The organism is Streptomyces beihaiensis (genome assembly GCF_026274175.1).
GTDB lineage: Bacteria > Actinomycetota > Actinomycetes > Streptomycetales > Streptomycetaceae > Streptomyces > Streptomyces beihaiensis.
On record NZ_JAPHNL010000222.1, the window covers coordinates 49,146 to 71,586 of the forward strand.

Annotated in this window: 16 protein-coding genes; 11 read left to right on the top strand and 5 right to left on the bottom strand. The window is 69.8% G+C overall.

What is annotated here, in order from left to right:
• Positions 1-82: 82 nt before the first annotated feature.
• Together OFY01_RS17690 and OFY01_RS17695 are read left to right on the top strand one after the other, a co-directional pair.
• Positions 83-8,788, top strand: coding sequence for a ricin-type beta-trefoil lectin domain protein (locus OFY01_RS17690; RefSeq protein ID WP_266601014.1), 8,706 nt, complete (start codon positions 83-85; stop codon positions 8,786-8,788).
• The gene (locus OFY01_RS17695) at positions 8,778-9,077 is read left to right on the top strand and encodes a hypothetical protein (RefSeq protein ID WP_266601016.1); all 300 of its coding nucleotides are present in this window, start codon (positions 8,778-8,780) and stop codon (positions 9,075-9,077) included. Before OFY01_RS17690 ends, OFY01_RS17695 begins: the two co-directional genes overlap by 11 nt.
• Before the next feature lie 75 nt (positions 9,078-9,152).
• Here the strand turns inward: OFY01_RS17695 and OFY01_RS17700 are convergent, their stop codons facing one another.
• Positions 9,153-10,472, bottom strand: a complete 1,320-nt coding sequence (locus OFY01_RS17700) for an MDR family MFS transporter (protein ID WP_266601018.1) — start codon at positions 10,470-10,472, stop codon at positions 9,153-9,155.
• Positions 10,473-10,607: 135 nt separating this feature from the next.
• Here OFY01_RS17700 and OFY01_RS17705 point away from each other — a divergent pair, with 135 nt between their 5' ends.
• Complete coding sequence (locus OFY01_RS17705) at positions 10,608-11,372, top strand: phosphoglyceromutase (protein ID WP_266601020.1); 765 nt, start codon at positions 10,608-10,610, stop codon at positions 11,370-11,372.
• Between the two features lie 342 nt (positions 11,373-11,714).
• On the opposite strand, the gene OFY01_RS17710 is transcribed toward OFY01_RS17705, so the two are convergent.
• Both OFY01_RS17710 and OFY01_RS17715 read right to left on the bottom strand, forming a co-directional pair.
• Complete coding sequence (locus tag OFY01_RS17710; RefSeq protein WP_266601022.1) at positions 11,715-12,485, bottom strand: hypothetical protein; 771 nt, start codon at positions 12,483-12,485, stop codon at positions 11,715-11,717.
• Positions 12,486-12,629: 144 nt separating this feature from the next.
• Positions 12,630-13,142, bottom strand: coding sequence for a chloramphenicol phosphotransferase CPT family protein (locus OFY01_RS17715; protein WP_407700368.1), 513 nt, complete (start codon positions 13,140-13,142; stop codon positions 12,630-12,632).
• A 147-nt stretch (positions 13,143-13,289) separates the two neighbouring features.
• On the opposite strand from OFY01_RS17715, the gene OFY01_RS17720 reads away from it, so the two are divergent.
• Positions 13,290-13,454 (top strand): hypothetical protein, encoded by a 165-nt coding sequence (locus tag OFY01_RS17720; protein WP_266601026.1) that lies wholly within the window; start codon positions 13,290-13,292, stop codon positions 13,452-13,454.
• A 201-nt stretch (positions 13,455-13,655) separates the two neighbouring features.
• Here the strand turns inward: OFY01_RS17720 and phoU are convergent, their stop codons facing one another.
• On the bottom strand, positions 13,656-14,336 hold the full coding sequence (gene phoU, locus OFY01_RS17725; protein ID WP_266601028.1) for a phosphate signaling complex protein PhoU: 681 nt from the start codon (positions 14,334-14,336) through the stop codon (positions 13,656-13,658).
• 185 nt (positions 14,337-14,521) lie between these two features.
• Between phoU and OFY01_RS17730 the strand changes: the two genes are divergently transcribed.
• Together OFY01_RS17730 and OFY01_RS17735 are read left to right on the top strand one after the other, a co-directional pair.
• Entirely contained in the window at positions 14,522-15,910 is a 1,389-nt protein-coding gene (locus OFY01_RS17730; RefSeq protein ID WP_266601030.1) for a sensor histidine kinase, read from the top strand.
• Positions 15,907-16,587: a response regulator transcription factor gene (locus OFY01_RS17735; RefSeq protein WP_111665435.1), complete on the top strand. Its 681-nt coding sequence runs from the start codon at positions 15,907-15,909 to the stop codon at positions 16,585-16,587. The genes OFY01_RS17730 and OFY01_RS17735 overlap by 4 nt, the downstream gene beginning before the upstream one ends.
• A gap of 175 nt (positions 16,588-16,762) precedes the next feature.
• Here OFY01_RS17735 and OFY01_RS17740 read toward each other — a convergent pair whose 3' ends face one another.
• Positions 16,763-17,404 (bottom strand): copper chaperone PCu(A)C, encoded by a 642-nt coding sequence (locus OFY01_RS17740; RefSeq protein ID WP_266601035.1) that lies wholly within the window; start codon positions 17,402-17,404, stop codon positions 16,763-16,765.
• Between the two features lie 829 nt (positions 17,405-18,233).
• Between OFY01_RS17740 and OFY01_RS17745 the strand changes: the two genes are divergently transcribed.
• The 5 genes from OFY01_RS17745 to cysS all read left to right on the top strand — a co-directional run bounded on the left by OFY01_RS17745 (position 18,234) and on the right by cysS (position 22,363).
• On the top strand, positions 18,234-18,716 hold the full coding sequence (locus tag OFY01_RS17745; RefSeq protein ID WP_266601037.1) for a CarD family transcriptional regulator: 483 nt from the start codon (positions 18,234-18,236) through the stop codon (positions 18,714-18,716).
• A 381-nt stretch (positions 18,717-19,097) separates the two neighbouring features.
• On the top strand, positions 19,098-19,862 hold the full coding sequence (ispD, locus tag OFY01_RS17750; protein WP_266601039.1) for a 2-C-methyl-D-erythritol 4-phosphate cytidylyltransferase: 765 nt from the start codon (positions 19,098-19,100) through the stop codon (positions 19,860-19,862).
• The gene (gene ispF / locus OFY01_RS17755; protein ID WP_266601041.1) at positions 19,852-20,376 is read left to right on the top strand and encodes a 2-C-methyl-D-erythritol 2,4-cyclodiphosphate synthase; all 525 of its coding nucleotides are present in this window, start codon (positions 19,852-19,854) and stop codon (positions 20,374-20,376) included. The genes ispD and ispF overlap by 11 nt, the downstream gene beginning before the upstream one ends.
• A 21-nt stretch (positions 20,377-20,397) precedes the next feature.
• Positions 20,398-20,802, top strand: a complete 405-nt coding sequence (locus OFY01_RS17760; protein WP_266601043.1) for a PPOX class F420-dependent oxidoreductase — start codon at positions 20,398-20,400, stop codon at positions 20,800-20,802.
• Between the two features lie 145 nt (positions 20,803-20,947).
• The gene (gene cysS / locus OFY01_RS17765) at positions 20,948-22,363 is read left to right on the top strand and encodes a cysteine--tRNA ligase (RefSeq protein ID WP_266601045.1); all 1,416 of its coding nucleotides are present in this window, start codon (positions 20,948-20,950) and stop codon (positions 22,361-22,363) included.
• Positions 22,364-22,441: the final 78 nt, after the last annotated feature.

The following is a 22,441-nucleotide window of genomic DNA, read 5'->3' on the forward strand; positions in this document are numbered from 1 at the left end:
CGTGACGGGGAATCGGCGTGCGTCGGCGCGCTTGTGGCGAGTCCTTTGGGGCTCGGTAATCGGCCGTTGGACGGTCGCGGCTGTGGTGCTGGCGTTGCTGGTGCCGCTGGGGATCTCCCAGGGGCTCGGCACGGGGTTGTTCGCCCAGCACATCGATCCGTTCGCGAGCGGCTACCACTTCGACGGAAAGGTGTGGCGGCCGAACAAGCCGCAGACCGCTCCGCCGGTGAGCGGACACGCCTTGACGGCCCGTCAGGTCACCCCGCGCGGCAAGCACGTCAAGCCCCTGGGCACGTACAGAGGCAAGGCGCCGGTGTGGCCCAAGGCGGGCACCGCGACGGTTCGGCTGACGCATGCGGACAGGACGAGCGCGGGGACCGTCACCAAGACGCCGGACAAGGCGCCGGCGGGAGCGCCGACCGAGGCGCCCTCGAAGACTCCCGCAGGGACGTCCACCGCGAAGTCCTCGGCCTCACCGACCTCTTCGGTCACGCCCTCCGGCACGGCGAGCGCGTCACCGGGGGCGTCGTCGGGCGCGTCCGCGAGTGCGACCTCGGGTGCGAACCCGAGTGCGTCCGCGAGCAGCCCCGCGCCGTCGGCCGACGCCGGTGCGGGTGCCGCTCCGCAGAGCTCGGTGACGCCGCAGTCCGCCCAGATGCCGGTCGAGGGGCCGGTGAAGGCGGCCGGGTTGCCGGTGTGGCTGGCTCCCGCCAAGACGGGTGGACACGCCAAGACGGGTGGACAGGCCAGGAAGGCGGCGGCCGCCGGGGTTCCGCGGGCGGTGGATGTGAGTGTCGCCTCGCACAAGGCGGCGTTGCGGGCGGGTGCGAACGGCATGCTGCTCACGCTGAGGCCCGCTGGTGGGAGTGCGGGTGGCAAGGTCGAGGTCGTCGTGGACTACGCCCAGTTGGCCAAGGCGTACGGCGGCGGGTACGGCTCGCGCCTTGAGCTGGTGCAGCTGCCCAGTTGTGTGCTGACCACGCCGCAGGACGCGGCCTGTCAGAAGCGCACCCCGGTGCGTTTCACCAACCGGGTGGGCGCCAACCAGCTGACCGCCACGGTCACCCTTCCCGGCGCCCCGTCCGCGCCTTCGTCCTCCGCGGCCGCGTCCGGCGAGGGCGGTCTTGGCTCGCAACTGGGCTCCCTCGCCCCGATGTCGACCACGAGTACGAGTTCGTCGACGACGCTGGCGGTGACTTCCTCCACCTCCGGTTCGCAGGGTGACTACTCGGCGACCTCGCTCAACCCGGCAGGAGCGTGGAAGACCTCGCCCTCCGGCGCTTTCACGTACTCGTACCCGATCGACGTGCCCAGTGGGGCCGACGGCAGTGCGCCGGCGGTGTCGCTCGGCTATGACTCGCAGTCGCAGGACGGGGAGACCTCGGCCCGCAACTCGCAGGCGTCGTGGGTCGGGGACGGCTGGTCCTACGAGCCTGGTTTCGTCGAGCGTTCCTACCGGTCGTGCGGCAGCCTGGTCGACTCCAGCGACAAGCTGATCCTCAAGGGTTCGGGCGACGAGTGCTGGGGTGGCGACAACGCCATCCTGTCGTTCGGTTCGCATTCCGGGCGGCTGGTGCCGGACGGGGTGGACTCGTCGGTGACGGGTGAGATCAAGCAGTGGCGGCTTCAGGGCGATGACGGCACGCTGGTGCAGGAGCTGTCCGGTGCGCCGAACGGTCTTCAGGACGGTCTCTACTTCCGTGTGCTGACGACCGACGGCACGGCCGCCTACTTCGGGGCGGAGCACGCGCCGAGCGGCACGGGCGGGTCGGCGACGATCCCGTCCAGCCCCGCCGACTCCTCGACCGCCTCCGCGTGGGGCGTGCCGGTGCTGCACCCGGTGTCCGGGGACCCCTGCTACAACTCCACGGACGGCAAGAAGTCCAAGTGCGCCAAGCCGGAGGGCTGGCGCTGGAACCTGGACTTCGTGGTCGCGCCGTCGGGCTCGGTGCAGCGTTACGGCTATGCGCGGCAGAGCAATTACTACGACCTGGGCGGCGGCCAGGCGGCCAGCGGCTCGCACGGCACGCTGACGTCCTACACGCGTGGCGGGGCGCTGACGTCGATCCGCTACGGCTACACGCTGGCCGATGAGAAGGCGGGGCGTAAGCCGTCCGCCGAGGTGGACTTCACGCCGGCTCAGCGCTGCCAGACCACGAGCACCTTCACCGACTGCTCGGCGGGCAATCTCAAGGACAGTACGGCCACGCACTGGCCGGACGTGCCCTGGGACCTGCACTGCGACTCGACCGACACGACCGTGCTCGCGTCCGACGCCACGAGTGTGCCGTCGAACGTGTGCATCGTGCCGGCGCCGACGTTCTGGACGACGACGCGGCTGTCGGACATCACGACCAAGGTGCATGTGAAGGACTCCTCCACCGACGCGATGGAGCCGGTGGACTCGTATCACCTGCACCAGGTGTACTCGGACGCGGGCGGCACGGTGGACCCGGTCACCGGCACGTCGGTGGACCCGAAGGACGCGGGGCAGTTGCAGGCGGTGATGTGGCTGCAGACCGTCCAGCACACGGGCAAGGACACGTACGGCAACGGCAACAGCGACATCGCGCTGAACAAGGTCGCCTTCACCGGTACGGAGATCGACAACCGGGTCAATGACGCCTCGCCGTCCGCGCCGCCGCTGTACCGGCCGCGTATCGCGAGCGTGCAGACCGAGACCGGCGAGTCCATCGCGGTCGACTACAACCTGAACCCGTGCGCGGGCCTGACGCTGACCATGGCCGACGCGGACACCAACACGCACTCGTGCTACCCCGTGTACTGGACCGTGGCCGGGGCCTCGAAGCCGACCGCGGACTGGTTCAACCTGACCACCGTGCGGGAGGTGACCGTCTCCGATCTGACGGTCGCCGCCCAGTACAAGCCCGACTCGCAGAACATCCCGGCCGGTTCCGAGCCGCAGACGACCCGCTACACGTACAGCGGCCCGGCCTGGCACCGCAACGACTCGTCACTGACGGACGACCAGTACCGCACCTGGGACCAGTTCCGCGGATTCAAGACGGTCACGGTCCAGACCGGCACCGCGCCCGAACCGGTCACGCAGACCACCACGCACTACTTGCAGGGCATGGACGGTGACTACCTGGCCGACGGCACCCGCCGCTCGGTCACCCGCACCGCCACCGTCGGCGGCTCCACCGTGGAGACGGTCACCGACTCCGCCCAGCTGGCCGGCACGGTGCTCGACACCGACACCTACACCAAGGCCGGCGGCACCATCAACGCCGTCAGCGTCAACGGCCCGTTCACGTTCACGACGACCGCGCACGCGGCGCAGACGGCATGGTCGAGCTGGAACACCACCGACAACACCGGCACCAAGCCCGCCCTGTCCACACTGCCCGACCAGGCCGCGTACCGGATGAAGACCTCCCGGACCGACGGCTACGCGCTGCTCACGGACGGCACCTGGCGCCACACCCGCACCGACAGCACCTACGACAGCCAGGGCCGCCCGTCCACGGTGGACGCGCACGGCGACGTCAGCGACACGTCGCAGGAGAAGTGCACCACCACCACGTACGCCAGCCCACCGTCGGCGAATCCGATGATGCTGGACTACCCGGACCGCACCACGGCCGTGGCGGGGGCCTGCGGTACCGCCGTCTCCGCCACCAGCCTGATCGCGGACCAGAAGGTCTACTACACCGGTGACGGCACTCTGTCGAACCTCGGCACGTTCGGCGCGCTCTCGTCGACCGGCCGGCCGACCGCCACACAGGTCGCGGACGGCTTCACCAGCGGCGCCGAGACCTGGCGTACGACGCAGGCGGTGAAGTACGACGGCGCCGGCCGGGTCAGCGCCACCACGGACGCCACCGGCCAGACGACCACGACCGCGTACAGCCCGGCCTGGTCGTCGGCGGGTGGCAACACCAACCCGACCTCGTACACGACCACCAACAGCCAGGGCTGGCAGGTGTCCACGACGCTCAGCCCGCTGCGTGGTCTGCCGACCGAGGACGTGGACGTCAACGGCCGCAAGACGGACATGACCTATGACGCGCTCGGGCGGCGCACCGCGGTGTGGCTGCCGGGCCGGGACAAGTCCGCAGGCCAGAGCGCGGACAAGACGTTCCTGTACTCGATCGACCCGGGCGCGGTCGCCGCGCCGGGCGGCACCATCACGCAGCCGGGCGCCCCGTCGTCGGTGACCACGCACACGCTGCGCGAGGACGGCACCTACAGCACGTCGGTGACGATCTACGACGGAATGCTCCAGCCGCGCCAGACCCAGACCCCGGCTCTGGGCGACTCAAGCACCGGCCGGATCATCTCCGACACGTTCTACGACTCCCACGGCTGGCTGGCGGCGACGTACGCGCCGTACTCGGAGCCGACGACGGACCCGTCGACGACGCTGTACGCGGCCAACGAGAACCAGATCCCCGCCGAGACCACCACCACCTACGACGGCCAGGGCCGCCCCACCGCCTCCACGCTGTGGCACCAGGCGGTCAAGCAGTGGAGCACGACCACCAGTTATCCGGGAGCGGACGAGGCCACCTCTACCGGCCCGGCCGGTGGCCGCACCATCGTCACGTACAAGAACGCGCTGGGGCAGACCACCAAGTCGGTGGTGAGGAACACCGGTTCGACTGTCACCCTCACCGGTGGGCAGATCATCCCGTCGGGTACCTCGCTGACGTCGGACAGCACCCGTCTTGAGATGCGGGCCGACGGCAGTCTGGTCCTGTCCTCGCTGGCCACGAACAAGACGCTCAAGACACTGTTCGCGGCGACCTCCACCAGCGCGGGCGCGTACGCGAAGTTCACCACCGACGGCAACCTCGCCGTCTACAGCCCCTCCGGTACGCAGCTGTGGTCCACCGGTCTGGCGGCCACCAGCGGTTCGGTGCTCAAGCTCCAGAACGACGCCGACCTGGCCGTGTACAACAGCGCCGGCACCTCGCTCTGGTCCTCCGGCACGGCCGGTCAGGCCACGGCGGCGGATGCCAGCACCCGCTACACCTACACGACGGCGGGCCAGACCTCGACCGTCAAGGACAGCGCGGGCAACACCTGGTCGTACTCCTACAACCTGCTGGGCCAGCTGACCTCGCAGAGCGATCCGAACACCGGCACCACGACCTACGACAAGTACGACACCGCCGGGAACCTGCTGCAGTTCACCGACCCGCGCGGGCAGGTGCTCTCCTACCACTACGACTGGGACAACCGGAAGACCGCCGAGTACGCCTCCGCCTACGCGTCGAGCCCGGACGCGGCCAAGCAGCTGGCCGCCTGGAGCTACGACACCCTTGCCAAGGGCTACCCCACTTCGGGAACCCGCTATGTCGGCGGTGCCTCGGGCAAGGCGTACACGCAGGCGGTGACCGGCTACAACACGGCCTACCAGCCCACCGGCAGCACGCTGACGATCCCCGCCAGTGACGGGTTCGCCGCCGCCGGGCAGTCCGCCCCGCCGTCCTCGGGCACTGTCACCTACACGCTGTCGTCCAGCTACACCCCCACGATCGGGCTGCTGAACACCACGACCTACCAGGCCGACGGCAACCTCCCGGCCGAGGAGATCGGCTACGGCTACAACCAGGACGGCACGCTGACGGGCTTCGGCGGTTTCATCACGCCCGTCAACACCCCGTCGTACCTGGACGACACCCGCCACGACGCGTTCGGCCGCACCACCCAGGCCAACTACGGCCCCAACGGGCAGGAGCTGGCGACCTACGCCCAGTACGACTCCACCACCGGGCGGCTCACCCAGACCTCCAGCATGCTGCAGACGCAGACCAGCGCGCTGGACGTGGTCGACTACCGCTACAACCAGGCCGGCGAGATCACCGCGATCGACGACCTGCGCGACAACACCACCCACGACACACAGTGTTTCTCCTACGACTCCTTCCAGCGCCTGACCGCGGCCTGGACCGACACCAAGGGCATCACCAACCCCGGCACCGCCACCCCCGGCCAGGTCGGCGGCTGCACCACCAGCCGCGTCCAGGACGCCTCCACGACCGTGGGCGGCCCGGCACCGTACTGGCAGACCTACAGCTACGACCTGCTCGGTGACCGCACCGGCAAGGTCGACCACGACACCACCGGCAACGCTCTCGCGAACACCACCCAGGCCATCACCTACCCCGGCACCGACGGCACCACGGCAGCGACCCACCCCGACCAGACCGGCACGGAGACGGTCACCAACCCCACCCTGGGCACCGCGACCCAGACCGAGACCCACACCGACACCGGCTACAGCCCGAACGTCAACGCCGGCAACGCGATGGACCGCAAGGTCACCACGGTCGGCCCGATCGTCACCGCGTTCACCCTCTCCAGCGGCGGCAAGCTGTGCGTCGACGACGCCTTGTCCGCCACCACCCCTGGCAACAAGGTGCAGGTCTACACCTGCAACGGCACGAGCGCACAGAAATGGTCGATCGGCACGGACCACACCGTGCGCGTCCACGGCATGTGCCTGGACACCACAGGCAACGCCACCACCTCCGGCACCAAGGTCGTCATCGACACCTGCAACGGCGACCCGACCCAGCAGTGGAGGACGACCACCAGCGGCAAACTCGCCCTGGCCGCCAACAACAACCTGTGCCTGACCGACCCCTCCGCCTCCGCCACCAAGGGCACCCAGCTGACCGTCTCGGGCTGCTCCTCCAGCGGTGACGTGTGGACGACGATCAAGGCGGGCCCGGTCCTGCCCGGCCAGCAACAGGACTTCACCTACGACGCCGAGGGCCACACCGCCACAGTCGCCACCACGCAGGGCACCCACACCCACACCAGCACCTACCTCTACGACGCCGACGGCGGACTGCTCGAACAGACCGCCTCCGTCGACGGCAGCCCCAGAACCCGCGTCCTCTACCTCTTCGGCGGCGCCGAACAGATCACCCTCGACGTGAGGGCCAAGACCTTCACCGGCCTGCGCTTCTACACCGGCCCCGACGGCACCCGCATCACCCGCTCCTCCACCGGCTCGGTCAACTACGAGATGGCCACCACGCAGGGCACGGCGACCACCGCGGTCGACGCGGGCAGCCTCGCCGTGACCCGGCGTGCCTACGACCCGTGGGGCAACCCCCGCGGCACCCAGCCCTCGACGTGGGTCGCCCCGGACGAGAACCACGGCTTCCTGGGCAAGCCCACCGACCCATCCTCCGGCCTCGACCTCCTCGGGGCCCGCAACTACGACCCGACGACCGGCCGCTTCCTCACCCCCGACCCGCTCTTCGAGGCCGGCGACCCCAACCAGATGGGCGGATACACCTACGCCGGTGACAACCCGGTCAGCCTGAGCGACCCGACGGGCCTGTTCGGCTGGGGCAGCATCGGCCACTTCCTCACCGGTGTGCTGGACGGGTTCGCCGGCGACGCGTTCACCAGTTTCTGGAACTTGGGCAGCGCCTTCGGAAACCATGTCGCGGACGGCCTCGCCATGGGGTGGAACTGGTCCGTGAACAGGTCGGGTTCCTCCTGGGGTCTCCCTCACCTGAACACGCACGCCCACCCGTTCAGGACGAACCACAACCATCCGTTCGCCCACCTTTTCGGCGTCAAGACCAACAGCACCTCCTACAAGGCCGGAAACTGGACCGGTTTCGTCGGCGGATTCGTGGCCGACGGCGTCGGAGTCGCGTCGAAGGGTGTGGAGGCATACAGGGCCCTGAAGGCCCTGCGGGCGGCCCGCGACGTCGAAGAGGGAGTCTCGGGCGGCAACGCGGCGGCCAAGGGCCTCGGCCACGACGGCGGAGGGACTCCCAAGGGGCCGAAGGGCGACTCGGGCGGCGGGGGCGGAAAGTCGGGTGGCAAGCCCCGCGACCTGCAGGACGGCTCCGCCGCCGCGAACAGGCATGCCGCCGAGCCTGACAGCCCGCACGTCGGCAGCGAGGGAACCAAGCCGAGGCCGAAGGGGTGCAGCTTCTCGCCGGACACCCCGGTCCTCATGGCCCACGGCAAGACCAAGCCGATCGGCAAGATCAAGACCGGCGACAAGGTCGAATCCGCCAGCCCCAAGACGGGCAAGCACCAGGGCCCCCGCACGGTCCAGCACGTGTGGATCAACCACGACCACGACCTGGTCGACGTCACGATCCGCACCGAGGACGGCCGCAAGGCCACCCTCCACACCACCGCCAACCACCCCTTCTGGGACGACACCACCCACACCTGGGTCCCCGCCGGGAAACTCCACCGCGGCGACGCCCTCAACACCGCCGACAACGGCCACGCCCACGTCGTCACCCTGCACGCCACACCCGGTGCGGCGAACCGCTGGAACCTCACCGTCCAGCAACTTCACACGTACTACGTTGTGCCGGGCGGCGTCCCGGTCCTGGTGCACAACACTTGTGGACCGGTTTTCCGTGGCACCACGAAGGGATACGGAGGCAGTCCGGGAGTCCAGAGGGCCGGCGTGACGCCGACCTCCTCGGATCCGGGAGTTGCTACGATCTTCGCAACTCACTCCGAGCAGTACGGCGCCGATGCCGTGGTGCAGATCGCGATGCCCGAGGATGTCGCCGGCGTCGAATCCCTGCCCGGGTATATCGCAAGGGAAGCGGAAGTTCAGTTGGATATGCCGCCCACTGAATTTGCGGGCCGTGCAAGCATTGAGATACCGGTATCTCATGCGAGAGCCATCCTCGGGCGGATGGGGATAGGGATCCCTCGGGATATCGGGATCGATGACCTGAATCCCACGCTTGAATTCACGCCCAAGCTGACGCCTGAACAGATAAGTCAGTTCGTCGAGGAGGCAAAGAACTATGGAAGCTAGTGGTTCGTTGCAGATCGAGCAGATCGTCGAGTCCTCGGCGGAGCGTATTGTCTGCATCGTCCGCTGTGTGGGCGGCTCGGTTCGGCCGGGTGACTCTGTGAGCGGCGATGCGAATGAGGAATCCGCACACGCAGCTGCCCGTGCGCACGTCGAAGGGATTTGGTTCCCAGGCCGGAGGATCGATCTCTTGGATCCCCCGCACGCGGCCAAGGTCGAAATCCTGGGGGAGGACTGCACGGCGCTGAGAAGCGCCTCCAGGATCTACACCTTCCCCGGATCCGCGCAGTGATTCGATCGGGTCGATGAGTCGAGAGCCCCACCGGATGTGTTCCGGTGGGGCTCTCGACTGTCTGAGCGCCCCGTGTCAGTGGGCCGCCTCCCGCCGCTCGCCGAGCGGAGCCACCGCCCGCACCTCGGCCGCCCCGGCCACCTCGGCCGCTCCGACCGTTCCAGACGCCCCGGCCGCTTCAGACGCCCCGCGCCCCTCAAGCCCCCGCATCAGCCCCCAGTACCCGCCCGCCGTCACCGTCCCCAGCAGCGCGCACCCCGCCCACAGCCACCCGGCGCCCGCCGCGTCGATGACCCAGCCGCCCGCGAGCGGGGCGACGAGGGTGGCGGCCGACCAGGAGGTGCTGTACACGCCCTGATAGCGGCCGCGGCCCTCGGCGGGGGCGAGGCGGGCGACGAGGCCGGACTGGGTCGGGGCGTTGACCATCTCGCCGAGCGTCCACACCACGACCGTCATCGCGTACGCGCCCACGGACCCGGCGAACGCGGTCAGCGCGAAGCCGTAGCCGATGAGCAGCGAGGAGACGGTGAGCAGGCGGCCCGGGTCGCGGCGCTCGATGAACCGGGTCAGCGGGATCTGCAGGGCGACGATGACGACGCCGTTCACGGCCGCCACCAGTCCGACGTCCGAGCTGGAAAGACCGTCGGCGCCCATCACGATCGGCAGGCCGACCGAGCTCTGCGTGAAGACGACGGCGACCAGGAAGGACAGGCCGACCATGAGCATGAACCGGCCGTCGCGCAGGACCGTGGCGAGGGTGACGGTGGGCGCGGGCGCGCCCGTGACGGGCGTCACGGCCCCGGGCCGCGACTCCTTCACCTTCACGAAGACCAGGCACGCGCAGGCGAGCGTCATGCCCGCCTCGACGAGGAAGCCGAGCGTGTAGCTCCGGGCGACGAGGAAGCCCGCGTACGCGGACGAGACCGCGAACCCCAGGTTGATCGCCCAGTAGTTCAAGGAGAACGCGCGCACCCGGTCCTCGGGGCGGACGATGTCCGCCATCATCGCCTGGATCGCGGGCCGCGACGCGTTCGAGGCGAGCCCGAGGACGAAGCCAGTGACGGCGATGGCGGCCGGGTCGCGTACGAAGGCCAGTGACGCGACCGTCGCGGACGTCGCGAGTTGTGCGCCCAGGAGCGTGGGGCGGCGGCCGAGCCGGTCCGCGAGGACCCCGCCCAGGAGCGAGGCGATGACCCCGCCGAGTCCGATGAGCGAGGCGACGAGACCGGCATACGCGGCGGAGAAGCCGCGCTGCGTGGTCAGGTAGAGGGCGAGGAAGGTGAGGACGAACGCCCCGAGTCGGTTGACGAGCGTGCTCGTCCACAGCCACCAGAATTCTCGCGGCAACCCTGAGACGGACTCCTTGGCGGCACGTCTGAGCGAGGCGACTGACATAGGTGCGTTCCCCCGGGGAAATGTAAGCGGCGCAAGCGGTGGCCGTACCTTACGATCCGGGTCGGTGCCCATGCCACTGAATTAACGGCCACCGTCAATCGGCGGGGGCCGGACGGGTCGATTAGGCTCGGGCGCATGGCCGACGCACCGTACAAGCTGATCCTCCTCCGCCACGGCGAGAGCGAATGGAACGCCAAGAACCTGTTCACCGGCTGGGTGGACGTCAACCTCAACGAGAAGGGCGAGAAGGAGGCAGTCCGCGGCGGTGAGCTGCTCACGGACGCCGGTCTGCTGCCCGACGTGGTCCACACCTCGCTCCAGAAGCGCGCGATCCGCACCGCGCAGCTGGCGCTGGAGGCCGCCGACCGTCACTGGATCCCCGTCCACCGCACGTGGCGCCTGAACGAGCGCCACTACGGCGCCCTGCAGGGCAAGGACAAGGCGCAGACCCTGGCCGAGTTCGGCGAGGAGCAGTTCATGCTGTGGCGCCGCTCCTACGACACCCCGCCCCCGGCGCTCGACCGCGACGCCGAGTTCTCCCAGTTCGACGACGCGCGCTACGCGGACCTCCCGCCGGAGCTGCGCCCGCAGACGGAGTGCCTCAAGGACGTCGTCAAGCGCATGCTGCCGTACTGGTACGACGGCATCGTCCCGGACCTCAAGGCTGGCCGCACCGTCCTGATCGCGGCCCACGGCAACTCGCTGCGTGCCCTGGTCAAGCACCTGGACGGCATCTCCGACGCCGACATCGCGGGCCTCAACATCCCGACCGGCATCCCGCTCTCCTACGAGCTGGACGCCGACTTCAAGCCGGTCAAGCCGGGCGGCACGTACCTCGACCCGGAGGCGGCCGCGGCGGCGATCGAGGCCGTGAAGAACCAGGGCAAGGCCAAGAAGTAGCGGTTCAAGTAGTCCGTTTCGAGCAGTCGGTTTCGATCGAGCAGTCGGTTTCGATCGAGCGGTCGGCTTCGATCGAGCGGTCGGCTTCGATCGAGCGGTCGGTTTCGAGCTGTAGTTTCGGGCCGTAGTTTCGGGCCGTAGCTTTCGAGCAGTGAGTCAGCCCCCTGTCCGCGCTTTCGCGTCGGGCGGGGGGCTTCTTGCGTTTCTTGCCTTTCTTGCCTTTCTTGCGTTTCCCTGGGGCGGGCCCGTTCGGTCAGGCGCCGGTCCAGGTGAGGCGCTCCCGAGCGCGTCTGCGCCGCCCGCGCGACCCCTTGAGGCGCGAGCGCCTGCTCCCGCCGGTCCTCACGTGGCCGGGGCGCCCGGCGTGTCCGGCGTCTCCGGCGTGTGCAGGAGGCGGAGGAACGCCCTGATGCCTGCGATGAGTTCCTGGTTGTCCGTCAGGTGGGACACCGCCGACTCGAACTCCCGGGAGAGGGCGGTGAACTTGCGGCTCGTCTCGTCGGCGTGTTCGTAGGTGGTGAGGGAAAGGGCTTCGAGGGAGCGGCGGAGCTCCGCCAGGGTTCGGTAGTGATCCTCGGTGCGCTCCTCCAGGACCCGGGCCGTGGACTCGAAGTGGTCCACGCGGGCGCGCAGTTCCGCGACGTCGTCCCTCGGGAAGGTGACGTCCTTCAGCAGCGTGCCCAGGCGTCGGCGGAGTTGGGCGAAGTACGCGTTCGCCGGGCGGAAGAAGGTGCTGAGGACGAAGAAGCCGGCGAACCAGTAGCCGGTGAGGGCACCCGTCGCCCAGGTGACGGCGAGGATGACCGCCGCCGTGAGGATGTGGCCCGCGATCGCCGTGCGGAGCATCGCGCGGGCGATGCGAGCCGCCTCCTCGTCACGGACCTCCGGCACCTTCAGGCCCTTGTCGCGGCTCACGGCGATCTCGGCCCGTACGGCGTGCGCGCGGAAGTACAGGTTCCAGGGGAGGGTGAGCAGGAGCAGCAGCCAGAGCAGGCTGAGGGCTCCCGCCCCGGCGGTGACGACCAGGGCGGGCGGCGCACCGGCCAGGTACGCCAGTACCAATGCCGTGGCCGCTGCCACGACGGCCGCCGTGGCGCCCAGGAATCTGCCCATGTCTCTTCGCCGCCCTCCACCGTTCGTCACCGGTCCGCCGCCATCGTGCTCCGAGCGGTGCGTGGGGGCATGAGTACACGTACTCAGGGCGTCACTTGGGCATCGCCTGGGGATCGCCTGGGGATCACCTGTGCAGCCGGCCCGTCAGCCCATGTGCGCCACGATCCTCCGCGCGCACTCCTCCGCCGGGCCGACCGTCGTGTCCACGACCAAGTCGTACGTCACTCCCTCGTGCACGAGCTCCGCCTGGCGCGCCGCCATGCCCGCCACCCGGTCGCCGCGGGCAGCCTCACGGGACACCGCCACCTTTGGCGCGCAGCGCACACCCACCCACAGCACGTCCAGGCCGTCCAGCGCGCTGCGCCAGCGGTTTTGGGAGTCCGAGCCGCCGAGGAAGACGTCGTCCACGATCACCGGTGCCCCGGCCGACGCCATCGCCGCCACCCCCACGCTCCACGCCCGCTCCAGCGTGTGGAACGCCGCTGTGACGGTCACCTCGCCGTTCGGGCCGATGTCGACGCCGCCGCCCGACGCGGGCAGCGCCGCGATCAGGTCGTCGATGCTCAGCGTCAGCCATGGCGTGGGCAGCAGGAGCCGCTGGAGCGCTCGGGCGAGCGAGGTCTTGCCGGAGCTTGATCCGCCGTTGAGGACGATCACGTCTGTCACGGGCGGCACAGTAGTCACGCACGGCCGATGGGCGCGACCAACTTACGCGCCCGTGTGCGCCGTTGATGCGCCCACCTGGATGGGCATGCAATGGGGGAGGCGCTCCACCGCGGAGGGCCGTGAGGAGGGAAGGAAATCATGGCCGCCGACTCCCCGAAGCCCGATCTGACCCCCGAAGAGTCCGTCGAAGTGAGCCGCCCGGTGCCGGAGCTCGTGCTGCTCGGCGCCTGTGGCTGCGGCTCCGGCTGCGGCTGCGGCTGCCAGCAGGGCGCGCCCTGCCAGTGCGGCGGCTGCTGCGGCTGACCCAGACCGACGGCGCCGCGCCGACGACGACATACCGACGGCGACCTACCGACGGCGGCATACCGACGCTGCCGCGCCGACGCCGCCGTATCGGCGCCGCCGTATCGACGGCGACGTACGAGAGGGGCCCCGCACACATCTACGTGTGTGCGGGGCCCCTCCGCGTACGGCCGCACAGGAGGTGCGTGCGGACCGGGCCGGTCAGACGCCGCCCTCGACGGCTGTCGGCTGCTGCACCTCGTCCGCGTGCTCGCCCGTCACCAGGTAGACGACCCGCTTCGCGACCGACACCGCGTGGTCCGCGAAGCGCTCGTAGTAGCGGCCGAGCAGCGTCACGTCGACCGCTGTCTCGATGCCGTGCTTCCACTTCTCGTCCATCAGGTGCTGGAAGAGCGTGCGGTGCAGCAGGTCCATCTCGTCGTCGTCCTGCTCCAGCTGCATCGCCAGGTCGACGTCCTTGGTGATGATGACCTCCGCCGCCTTCGCCATCAGGCGCTGCGCCAGCTGGCCCATCTCCAGGATCGTGGCGTGCAGGTCGTGCGGCACCGCCCGGTCCGGGAAGCGCAGCCGGGCCAGCTTCGCCACGTGCTGGGCGAGGTCGCCGGAGCGCTCCAGGTCGGCGGACATCCGCAGCGACGTGACCACGATCCGCAGATCCGTGGCCACCGGCTGCTGGCGCGCCAGCAGGGCTATGGCCTTGGCCTCCAGGTCGTGCTGGAGATCGTCCACCCGCTGGTCGGCGGCGATCACGTTCTCCGCCAGCTTCAGGTCCGCGTCGAGCATGGCCGTGGTGGCGCGCCCGATCGCCGACCCGACCAGGCGGGCCATCTCGACCAGGCCGTCGCCGATCGAGTCAAGTTCCTCGTGGTACGCGTCACGCATACGACGTTCCCTCTCTGTCCGTGGGGCGGGGCAGCCCCACGGTCCCACGTTCGGCCCTGTACGCGTCGGAATCCGACATCACAAGTGAATCAGCTCCGTACCCAAGGTGAACTCTGGGCGACGAGTGTTCGAGCTGCCACTCGGACGGCTGTGGAGGACGCCGAGAGCGCGCATAACCTGAATGCATGGACGTGAACGCGGCGGTCGCCGCAGCGGCAGCGATCGCCGGAGTGTGCACCGGCGTCATCGCGATGCTGGCGTTCCGCTGGAGCGAACGCGACCAGAACCGCCCCACCCGCACCTCCCTGCACACCGACCCCGTCCTGCCGCCCGGTGTGGACACGGTCCTGTCCGTGCTGCGCTCCTCCGCCGTCGTCCTCGACGAGGCGGACAGCGTCGTCAAGGCCAGCTCGGCCGCGTACGCGCTCGGTCTCGTACGCGGCGGGAAGCTCGCGGTCGAGCCGATGCTGCAGATGGCCCGCGATACGAGGCGCGACGGGGAGATACGGCAGGTCGAGCTCGATCTGCCGCGGCGCGGGACCGGGCGCGGTGACGCGCTCGCCGTCTCCGCGCGCGTCGCGCCGCTCGGCTCCCGGCTCGTGCTGCTCCTCGTCGAGGACCTCACCGAGGCCCGGCGCATCGAGGCGGTGCGCCGGGACTTCGTCGCCAATGTGAGCCACGAGCTGAAGACCCCGGTCGGGGCGCTGTCGCTGCTCTCCGAGGCCGTCATGGACGCCAGCGACGACCCCGAGGCCGTGCAGCGGTTCGCCGGGCGGATGCAGAACGAGGCGACCCGCCTGACCAGCCTCGTCCAGGAACTCATCGACCTCTCCCGGGTGCAGAACGACGACCCGCTGGAGGACGCCGAGCCGGTCCGTGTCGACGAGCTCGTCGCCGAGGCCATCGACCGCTGCCGCCAGCCCGCCGCGACGAAGCAGATCACCATGGCGGCCGGGGGCACGGCCGACCTGAGCGTGTGGGGCAACCGCGGTCAGCTCGCCGCCGCTCTCGGCAACCTGGTCGAGAACGCGGTCAACTACTCACCCGCGCGCACGCGCGTGGGCATAGCCGCGCGCCGGGTCAACGCGCCCGGCGGCGACCTCGTCGAGATAGCCGTCACCGACCAGGGCATCGGCATCTCCGACAAGGACAAGGAGCGCATCTTCGAGCGCTTCTACCGTGTCGACCCCGCCCGCTCCCGCGCCACCGGCGGCACCGGCCTCGGCCTGGCCATCGTCAAGCACGTGGCCGCGTCGCACGGCGGCGAGGTCACCGTGTGGAGCTCGGAGGGCCAGGGCTCCACCTTCACCCTGCGGCTGCCCGAGGCGGGCGGCACCCGCGGCCCCTCCGACGGCGCCGCGACCCAGGCCACCAGCACCGGCTCCGGTGACGTACGCGACGAAGACGACGCACACGGTCCCGGCGACCGCACAGAGCCGGCTGAGCCGACCGAGCCGATCGAGTCGGCTGAATCCGCCGATTCGGCCGAGTCGGCGGACTCAGCCGGTACAACCGCATACGCATCCGTTCCTGACGTTCCCACCGTTCCTGCCGCCCCGGAGGTCCTTCCGTGACCCGAGTGCTCGTCGTAGAGGACGAGGAGTCCTTCTCCGACGCCCTGTCCTACATGCTCCGCAAGGAAGGCTTCGAGGTGGCCATAGCGGCCACGGGGCCCGACGGCCTCGACGAGTTCGAGCGCAACGGCGCCGACCTCGTCCTGCTCGACCTGATGCTGCCCGGCCTGCCCGGCACGGAGGTCTGCCGTCAGCTGCGCGGCCGCTCGAACGTCCCGGTCATCATGGTGACCGCCAAGGACAGCGAGATCGACAAGGTCGTGGGGCTCGAAATAGGAGCCGACGACTACGTGACCAAGCCCTTCTCGTCGCGCGAGCTGGTCGCCCGCATCCGGGCCGTCCTGCGGCGGCGCGGCGAGCCGGAGGAGGTCACCCCGCAGGCGCTGGAGGCCGGTCCCGTCCGCATGGACGTCGACCGTCACGTCGTCACCGTCTCCGGGTCGAAGGTCGACCTCCCGCTCAAGGAGTTCGACCTCCTGGAGATGCTGCTGCGCAACGCCGGGCGCGTACTGACCCGTATGCAGCTCATCGACCGGGTGTGGGGCGCGGACTACGTGGGCGACACGAAGACCCTCGACGTCCACGTCAAGCGGCTCCGCGCCAAGATCGAACCGGACCCGGGCGCTCCGCGGTACCTGGTCACGGTGCGCGGGCTCGGGTACAAGTTCGAGCCGTAGGCCGCCCGGCCCGACGGGCCTGACGCACGCACGGCTGAGGGCGGCTCCTGTTCGGGAGCCGCCCTCAGCCGTGTCTGTCGTACGTGTCGTGCCCGTGGTGCCCGTCGTACGTGGCGTACGTGTCGTACGTGGCGTACGTGGCGTACGCGTGCGTCGTGCGGGCCGTGCGTCCGGGCTACCGCGCCGGCGAGCCCGAGACCTTGCCGGGCTTCGACGCGGAGGCCGAGGCCGAGGCCGACGCGGACGCCGAGGAGGAGGCGGAGGCGGACGAGGTCGCGGACGGCGTCGCCGTCGGTGCGGCCGGAACCTTGCTCGGGCCCCACTTGGCGAAGTAGCTCTCCGCGGGCACCACGAAGGCGCGCAGCTTCACGTCACCGGTCTTGCTGAACGTGAACGTGATCCGCTGGGCGTTCCCGTCGAGCACGGCGGTCCGGCTGTTGGGCAGCTCGGCGACGGCGTTGCCCTTGCCGCCGATGACGACCGAACCGTGGGCCGGGACCTTGATGGTCGAGCCGCCCTTGGCGTCGGTCAGCTTCGCCGTCTTGTTGACGCCGTCGACCTTGATCGCGTCGAGGGTCTGGGCGCTGTCGCCGTTGTTGAACAGGGTCGCGATCACGACGGCCGGGCCCTTGGACGTACGGTCCGGCTGCGTGATGACGGTGGCGTTCTGGATCTTGATGTCGCCGAACGAGGTCGCGGCGTTGTCCGGCTTCACCTGGAGCGTCTGCGCGTTGTTGCCGGCGCCGCACGCGGCGAGCGAGGCAATGGACGCGATGGCGGCGGCGGCGAGGGCGCCGCGTCGAAGGCTGCTGCTCACGGCGGCGGCAACTCCTTGAACGTTGGCGGAGCAGGGTGGCTTGTAAAGCCGCCCTAAGGGATGGTCAGCGGCCTTAGGTTACCGAGCCGCCCCTGCGCCTTCGCACCCGACCCGCCTTTTGGCTCGCCTCCACCCGCCGTGCCCCCGCCTCCCCGCACCGTCCGCCCGTCGCCCGGCCGTCGCCTTGTTCCCGCCCGGCGGGAGCCGGGCTCCCCGCCCTGGCCTCCCGGCCTGTGCTCTCTGACGTGTACGCGCCCGACATTCGTCATTCACCATTCACCGAATCCGGAGGAGAAGAGAGGAGAAAGGGGAGGAAGAGGAGAACGTCGTGACGGGAACGTGGAGACGGGAACGCGGTGACGGGAACGCGGTGACGGGAACGCGGTGACGAGAACGGGGAGGTGACGAGAACAGGGAGACGGGAACGGGAACGAGGAGACGGGAACGGGAACGAGGAGACGGGAACGGGAGATCCGGAAACTTGGTCGACGGGCATGGTGATCACGAGCGAGAATCACGGTGATCAATTCCTGATTCGGCTCGAACGGGTCTTCAAGACCCCGAACGGAGCAGCGGAAGTTCATCGCTTCGAAGCACGCAAACCGGTACGTTTCACCCCTCGGGCGCCCCTTCCCTCGCTCGTGACGTACACGTTTCGGCTCCGTTGAAGAGCGGCTCCGACCTGCGAATTCGACCCTCCGTCGCCCCTCCGCAGCACGTTCCTGTTGCTGTTGTCAAGCCCCGAGATATGCTCTGACCTGCGAAAACGCCATTCAGAACCCGCCGCTTCCGTGTTACCCTGGATAGCCACGGAAGGGGTACCTGTCACATGACGTTCAAGGTTGGCGACACCGTGGTCTATCCCCATCACGGGGCCGCGCTGATCGAGGCCATCGAAACTCGTCAGATCAAAGGCGTGGACAAGACCTACTTGGTGCTGAAGGTCGCCCAGGGCGACCTGACAGTGCGTGTGCCAGCGGACAATGCGGAGTTCGTCGGCGTGCGTGATGTGGTCGGTCAGGACGGGCTCGACCGGGTCTTCGAGGTGCTGCGCGCGACGTACGCCGAGGAGCCCACCAACTGGTCGCGCCGTTACAAGGCAAATCTGGAGAAGCTTGCCTCCGGTGATGTCATCAAGGTCGCGGAAGTCGTCCGTGACCTGTGGCGTCGGGAGCGCGAGCGCGGACTGTCCGCGGGTGAGAAGCGCATGCTGGCCAAGGCTCGCCAGATCCTGGTGAGCGAGCTGGCGCTCGCGGAGAACACGAACGAGGACAAGGCCGAGGCTCTGCTCGACGAGGTCCTCGCGTCCTGAATCAAGCGCTTCGAGCGCCTTGAGCGCCTCGAAGTCGCGCACGGACTCCCCACGGATTCGGCCATGGATTCCTCATGGACCCCTGTGGACTCCCACGCGCATAGGACACAATGCCGTAGTGCCCGCTGACGCCCAGTGTGTCGCCGGGCGCTGCGGCATGTTCGTACCCGGAAGATCCTCCTGTACCCGATCCGCCTGGTACCGATCCTGCCGATCTTGCTGGAGTGCCGGGCCCGGGCAGCTGACTCGACCGTGTCACGGAAAGGGTTCGGTCAAGATGGGTGACGCGCCCGGCACCCTGTGGCCATACCCACCTCGCCCGAGCGTACAAACCTGAACGGAACCTTGAGCGGAACCTCGAAGGGAACGCTGAACGGAACGATGTCTGACGAAACACGTCCCGCAGGCGACGGGGCCCGCACCGCAGCCGTGATCCCGGCCGCCGGAAGGGGCGTACGCCTCGGTCCTGGCGCCCCCAAAGCACTTCGCGCGCTGAACGGCACGCCGATGCTCGTCCACGCCGTGCGCGCCATGGCGGCCTCCCGCCACGTCTCGCTCGTCGTGGTCGTCGCACCGCCCGACGGCGAGGCCGAGGTGAAAGGGCTCCTCGCCGACCACGCGCTGCCCGACCGCACCGACCTCCTGGTCGTGCCCGGCGGTGACACCCGTCAGGAGTCCGTCAAGCGCGGCCTCGACGCGGTGCAGGCGGTGCAGGCCGATGACGGCATCGACATCGTCCTGGTCCACGACGCCGCCCGCCCCCTCGTCCCCGTCGACACGGTCGACGCGGTGATCGAGACCGTACGGGACGGCGCCCCGGCCGTCGTGCCCGCGCTGCCGCTCGCCGACACGGTCAAGGAGGTCGAGCCGCGCACCGACGGCGGGCCCGAGCCCGTCGTCGCCACCCCGCCGCGGGCCCGGCTGCGCGCGGTGCAGACCCCGCAGGGCTTCGACCGCGCCACTCTCGTACGCGCCCACGACACGGTCACCGACGACGTCACGGACGACGCGAGCATGGTCGAGCGCCTCGGCCTCCAGGTCGTCCTCGTGCCCGGCCACGAAGAGGCTTTCAAGGTGACCCGCCCGCTCGACCTCGTCCTCGCCGAGGCCGTACTCGCCCGCAGGAGGGCCAACGATGGGTTCTGAACCGCAGGGGACTCCGCTGCCGCTGCCGCGGGTCGGCATCGGCACCGACATCCACGCCTTCGAGGAAGGGCGGGAGCTGTGGTGCGCCGGTCTCCGGTGGGAGGGCGAGGGCCCCGGCCTCGCCGGTCACTCCGACGCCGACGTCGTCGCGCACGCCGCCTGCAACGCCCTCTTCTCCGCCGCGGGCCTCGGCGACCTGGGGCAGCACTTCGGCACCGGACGCCCCGAGTGGTCCGGTGCCTCGGGCCTGACGCTGCTCGCCGAGGCCGCCCGGATCGTGCGCGCCGCCGGTTTCGTCATCGGCAACGTGGCCGTCCAGGTCGTCGGCCCCCGCCCCAAGATCGGCAAGCGCCGCGACGAGGCCCAGAAGGTGCTCTCCGAGGCGGCCGGGGCCCCGGTCACCGTTTCCGGCGCCACCACGGACGGGCTCGGGTTCCCCGGCCGCGGCGAAGGACTGATGGCGGTGGCGACGGCGTTGGTCGTGGCGCAGGATCGGGTACGCGTCCACGCGTAGTCGATTCCGAGGAGTGAGGCCATGTCCGCCCAGTTGTCCGACGAGCTGAAGGCGCTGCTCGACAGCAAGGTCTTCATCGCGGTCGCCACCATCCAGCCCGACGGGAGCCCCCAGGTCTCACCGGTGTGGGTGACGCGCGACGGCGAAGACGTCCTGTTCTCCACGACCGTCGGCCGCCGCAAGGAACAGAACCTGCGGCGCGACCCGCGCGTGACCGTGCTCGTGCAGCCCGCCGACAACCCGTACTCGTACGCCGAGATCCGCGGGACGGCCGAGATCACCACGGAGGGCGGCCCGGAACTCATCGACGAGCTGTCCCTGAAGTACACGGGGAAGAAGTACGCGGAGTTCAACGCGCGGGCGGCCGAGGACGCGCCGCGCGTCGTCGTACGGGTCCGTCCGCGCAAGGTCGTCGGAAGCATCTGAGATCCGGGCGACCGGCACCGGCACGGCACCCGGTCGCGGGCACCCGGCCACGGGCGTCCGGCCACGGGCGATCGGTCACGGACACCCTTCACGGTCACTCGCCAATACGGCACTGGCACCCCTCCGGGCCCACTACCCTGGAGGGGTGACTATTCGCCTGTACGACACCAGCGCCCGGCAGATCCGCGACTTCGCCCCCCTCACACCGGGCTGCGTCTCGATCTACCTGTGTGGCGCCACCGTGCAGGCCGCACCGCACATCGGGCACATCCGCTCGGGGCTCAACTTCGACATCCTGCGCCGCTGGTTCACCCACCGCGGCTACGACGTGACGTTCGTCCGGAACGTGACGGACATCGACGACAAGATCATCGCCAAGGCCGCCGAGCAGAACCGGCCCTGGTGGTCGATCGGGTACGAGAACGAGCGGGCCTTCGACGCCGCGTACACCGCGCTCGGCTGCCTCCCGCCCACCTGCGAACCGCGCGCCACCGGCCATGTCACCGAGATGGTCGAGATGATGCGCGCTCTCATCGAGCGCGGCCACGCCTACGAGGCGGACGGGAACGTCTACTTCGACGTCCGCTCCTTCCCCGGCTACCTGGAGCTGTCCAACCAGGACCTGGACGACCTGCGCCAGCCCTCCGGCGACGGTGAGACGGGCAAGCGCGACCCGCGCGACTTCGCCCTGTGGAAGGCGGTCAAGCCGGGCGAGCCGAGCTGGGAGACGCCGTGGGGCCGGGGGCGCCCCGGCTGGCACCTGGAGTGCTCGGCGATGGCCCACAAGTACCTGGGCCGCGCCTTCGACATCCACGGCGGCGGCATCGACCTGATCTTCCCGCACCACGAGAACGAGATCGCCCAGTCCAAGGCGTTCGGCGACGAGTTCGCCCGCTACTGGCTGCACAACTCATGGGTCACCATGTCGGGCGAGAAGATGTCCAAGTCGCTCGGCAACAGCGTGCTCGTGAGCGAGATGGTCAAGCACTGGCGGCCCATCGTGCTCCGCTACTACCTGGGCACCCCGCACTACCGCTCCACCATCGAGTACAGCGAGGAGGCGCTGCGCGAGGCCGAGGCGGCGTTCGGCCGCATCGAGGGCTTCCTCAAGCGCGCCACCGAGCTGGCCGGTACGAGCGTGGAGCCGGCCGCCGACGTGCCCAGCGCCTTCGCCGAGGCCATGGACGACGACCTGGGCGTGCCCGGCGCGCTCGCCGTCGTGCACACCACGGTCCGGCAGGGCAACAGCGCGCTGGCCGCCGACGACAAGGAGGCCGCCGTCGCGCGCCTGGCCGAGGTGCGGGCCATGCTCGGCGTGCTCGGCCTCGACCCGTACGACGAGCAGTGGTCCGGCGACGGCGCGGGCGGCGAGGCCGGGGAGGCGCAGAGCCTGCACGGCGTCGTCGACCACCTCGTACGACTCGTCCTGGAGCAGCGCGAGTCCGCCCGCGCCCGCAAGGACTGGGCCACGGCTGACGCCCTGCGCGACCAGCTCGCCCAGTCGGGACTCGTCATCGAGGACAGCCCGCAGGGACCGCGCTGGAGCCTCGGCTCCCACTGAGCCGACCCCAGAGGTGCCGCCCGGCCGTCCGGGCGGCACACTGCATGACACGTACGTACACATCCATACCCGACACAT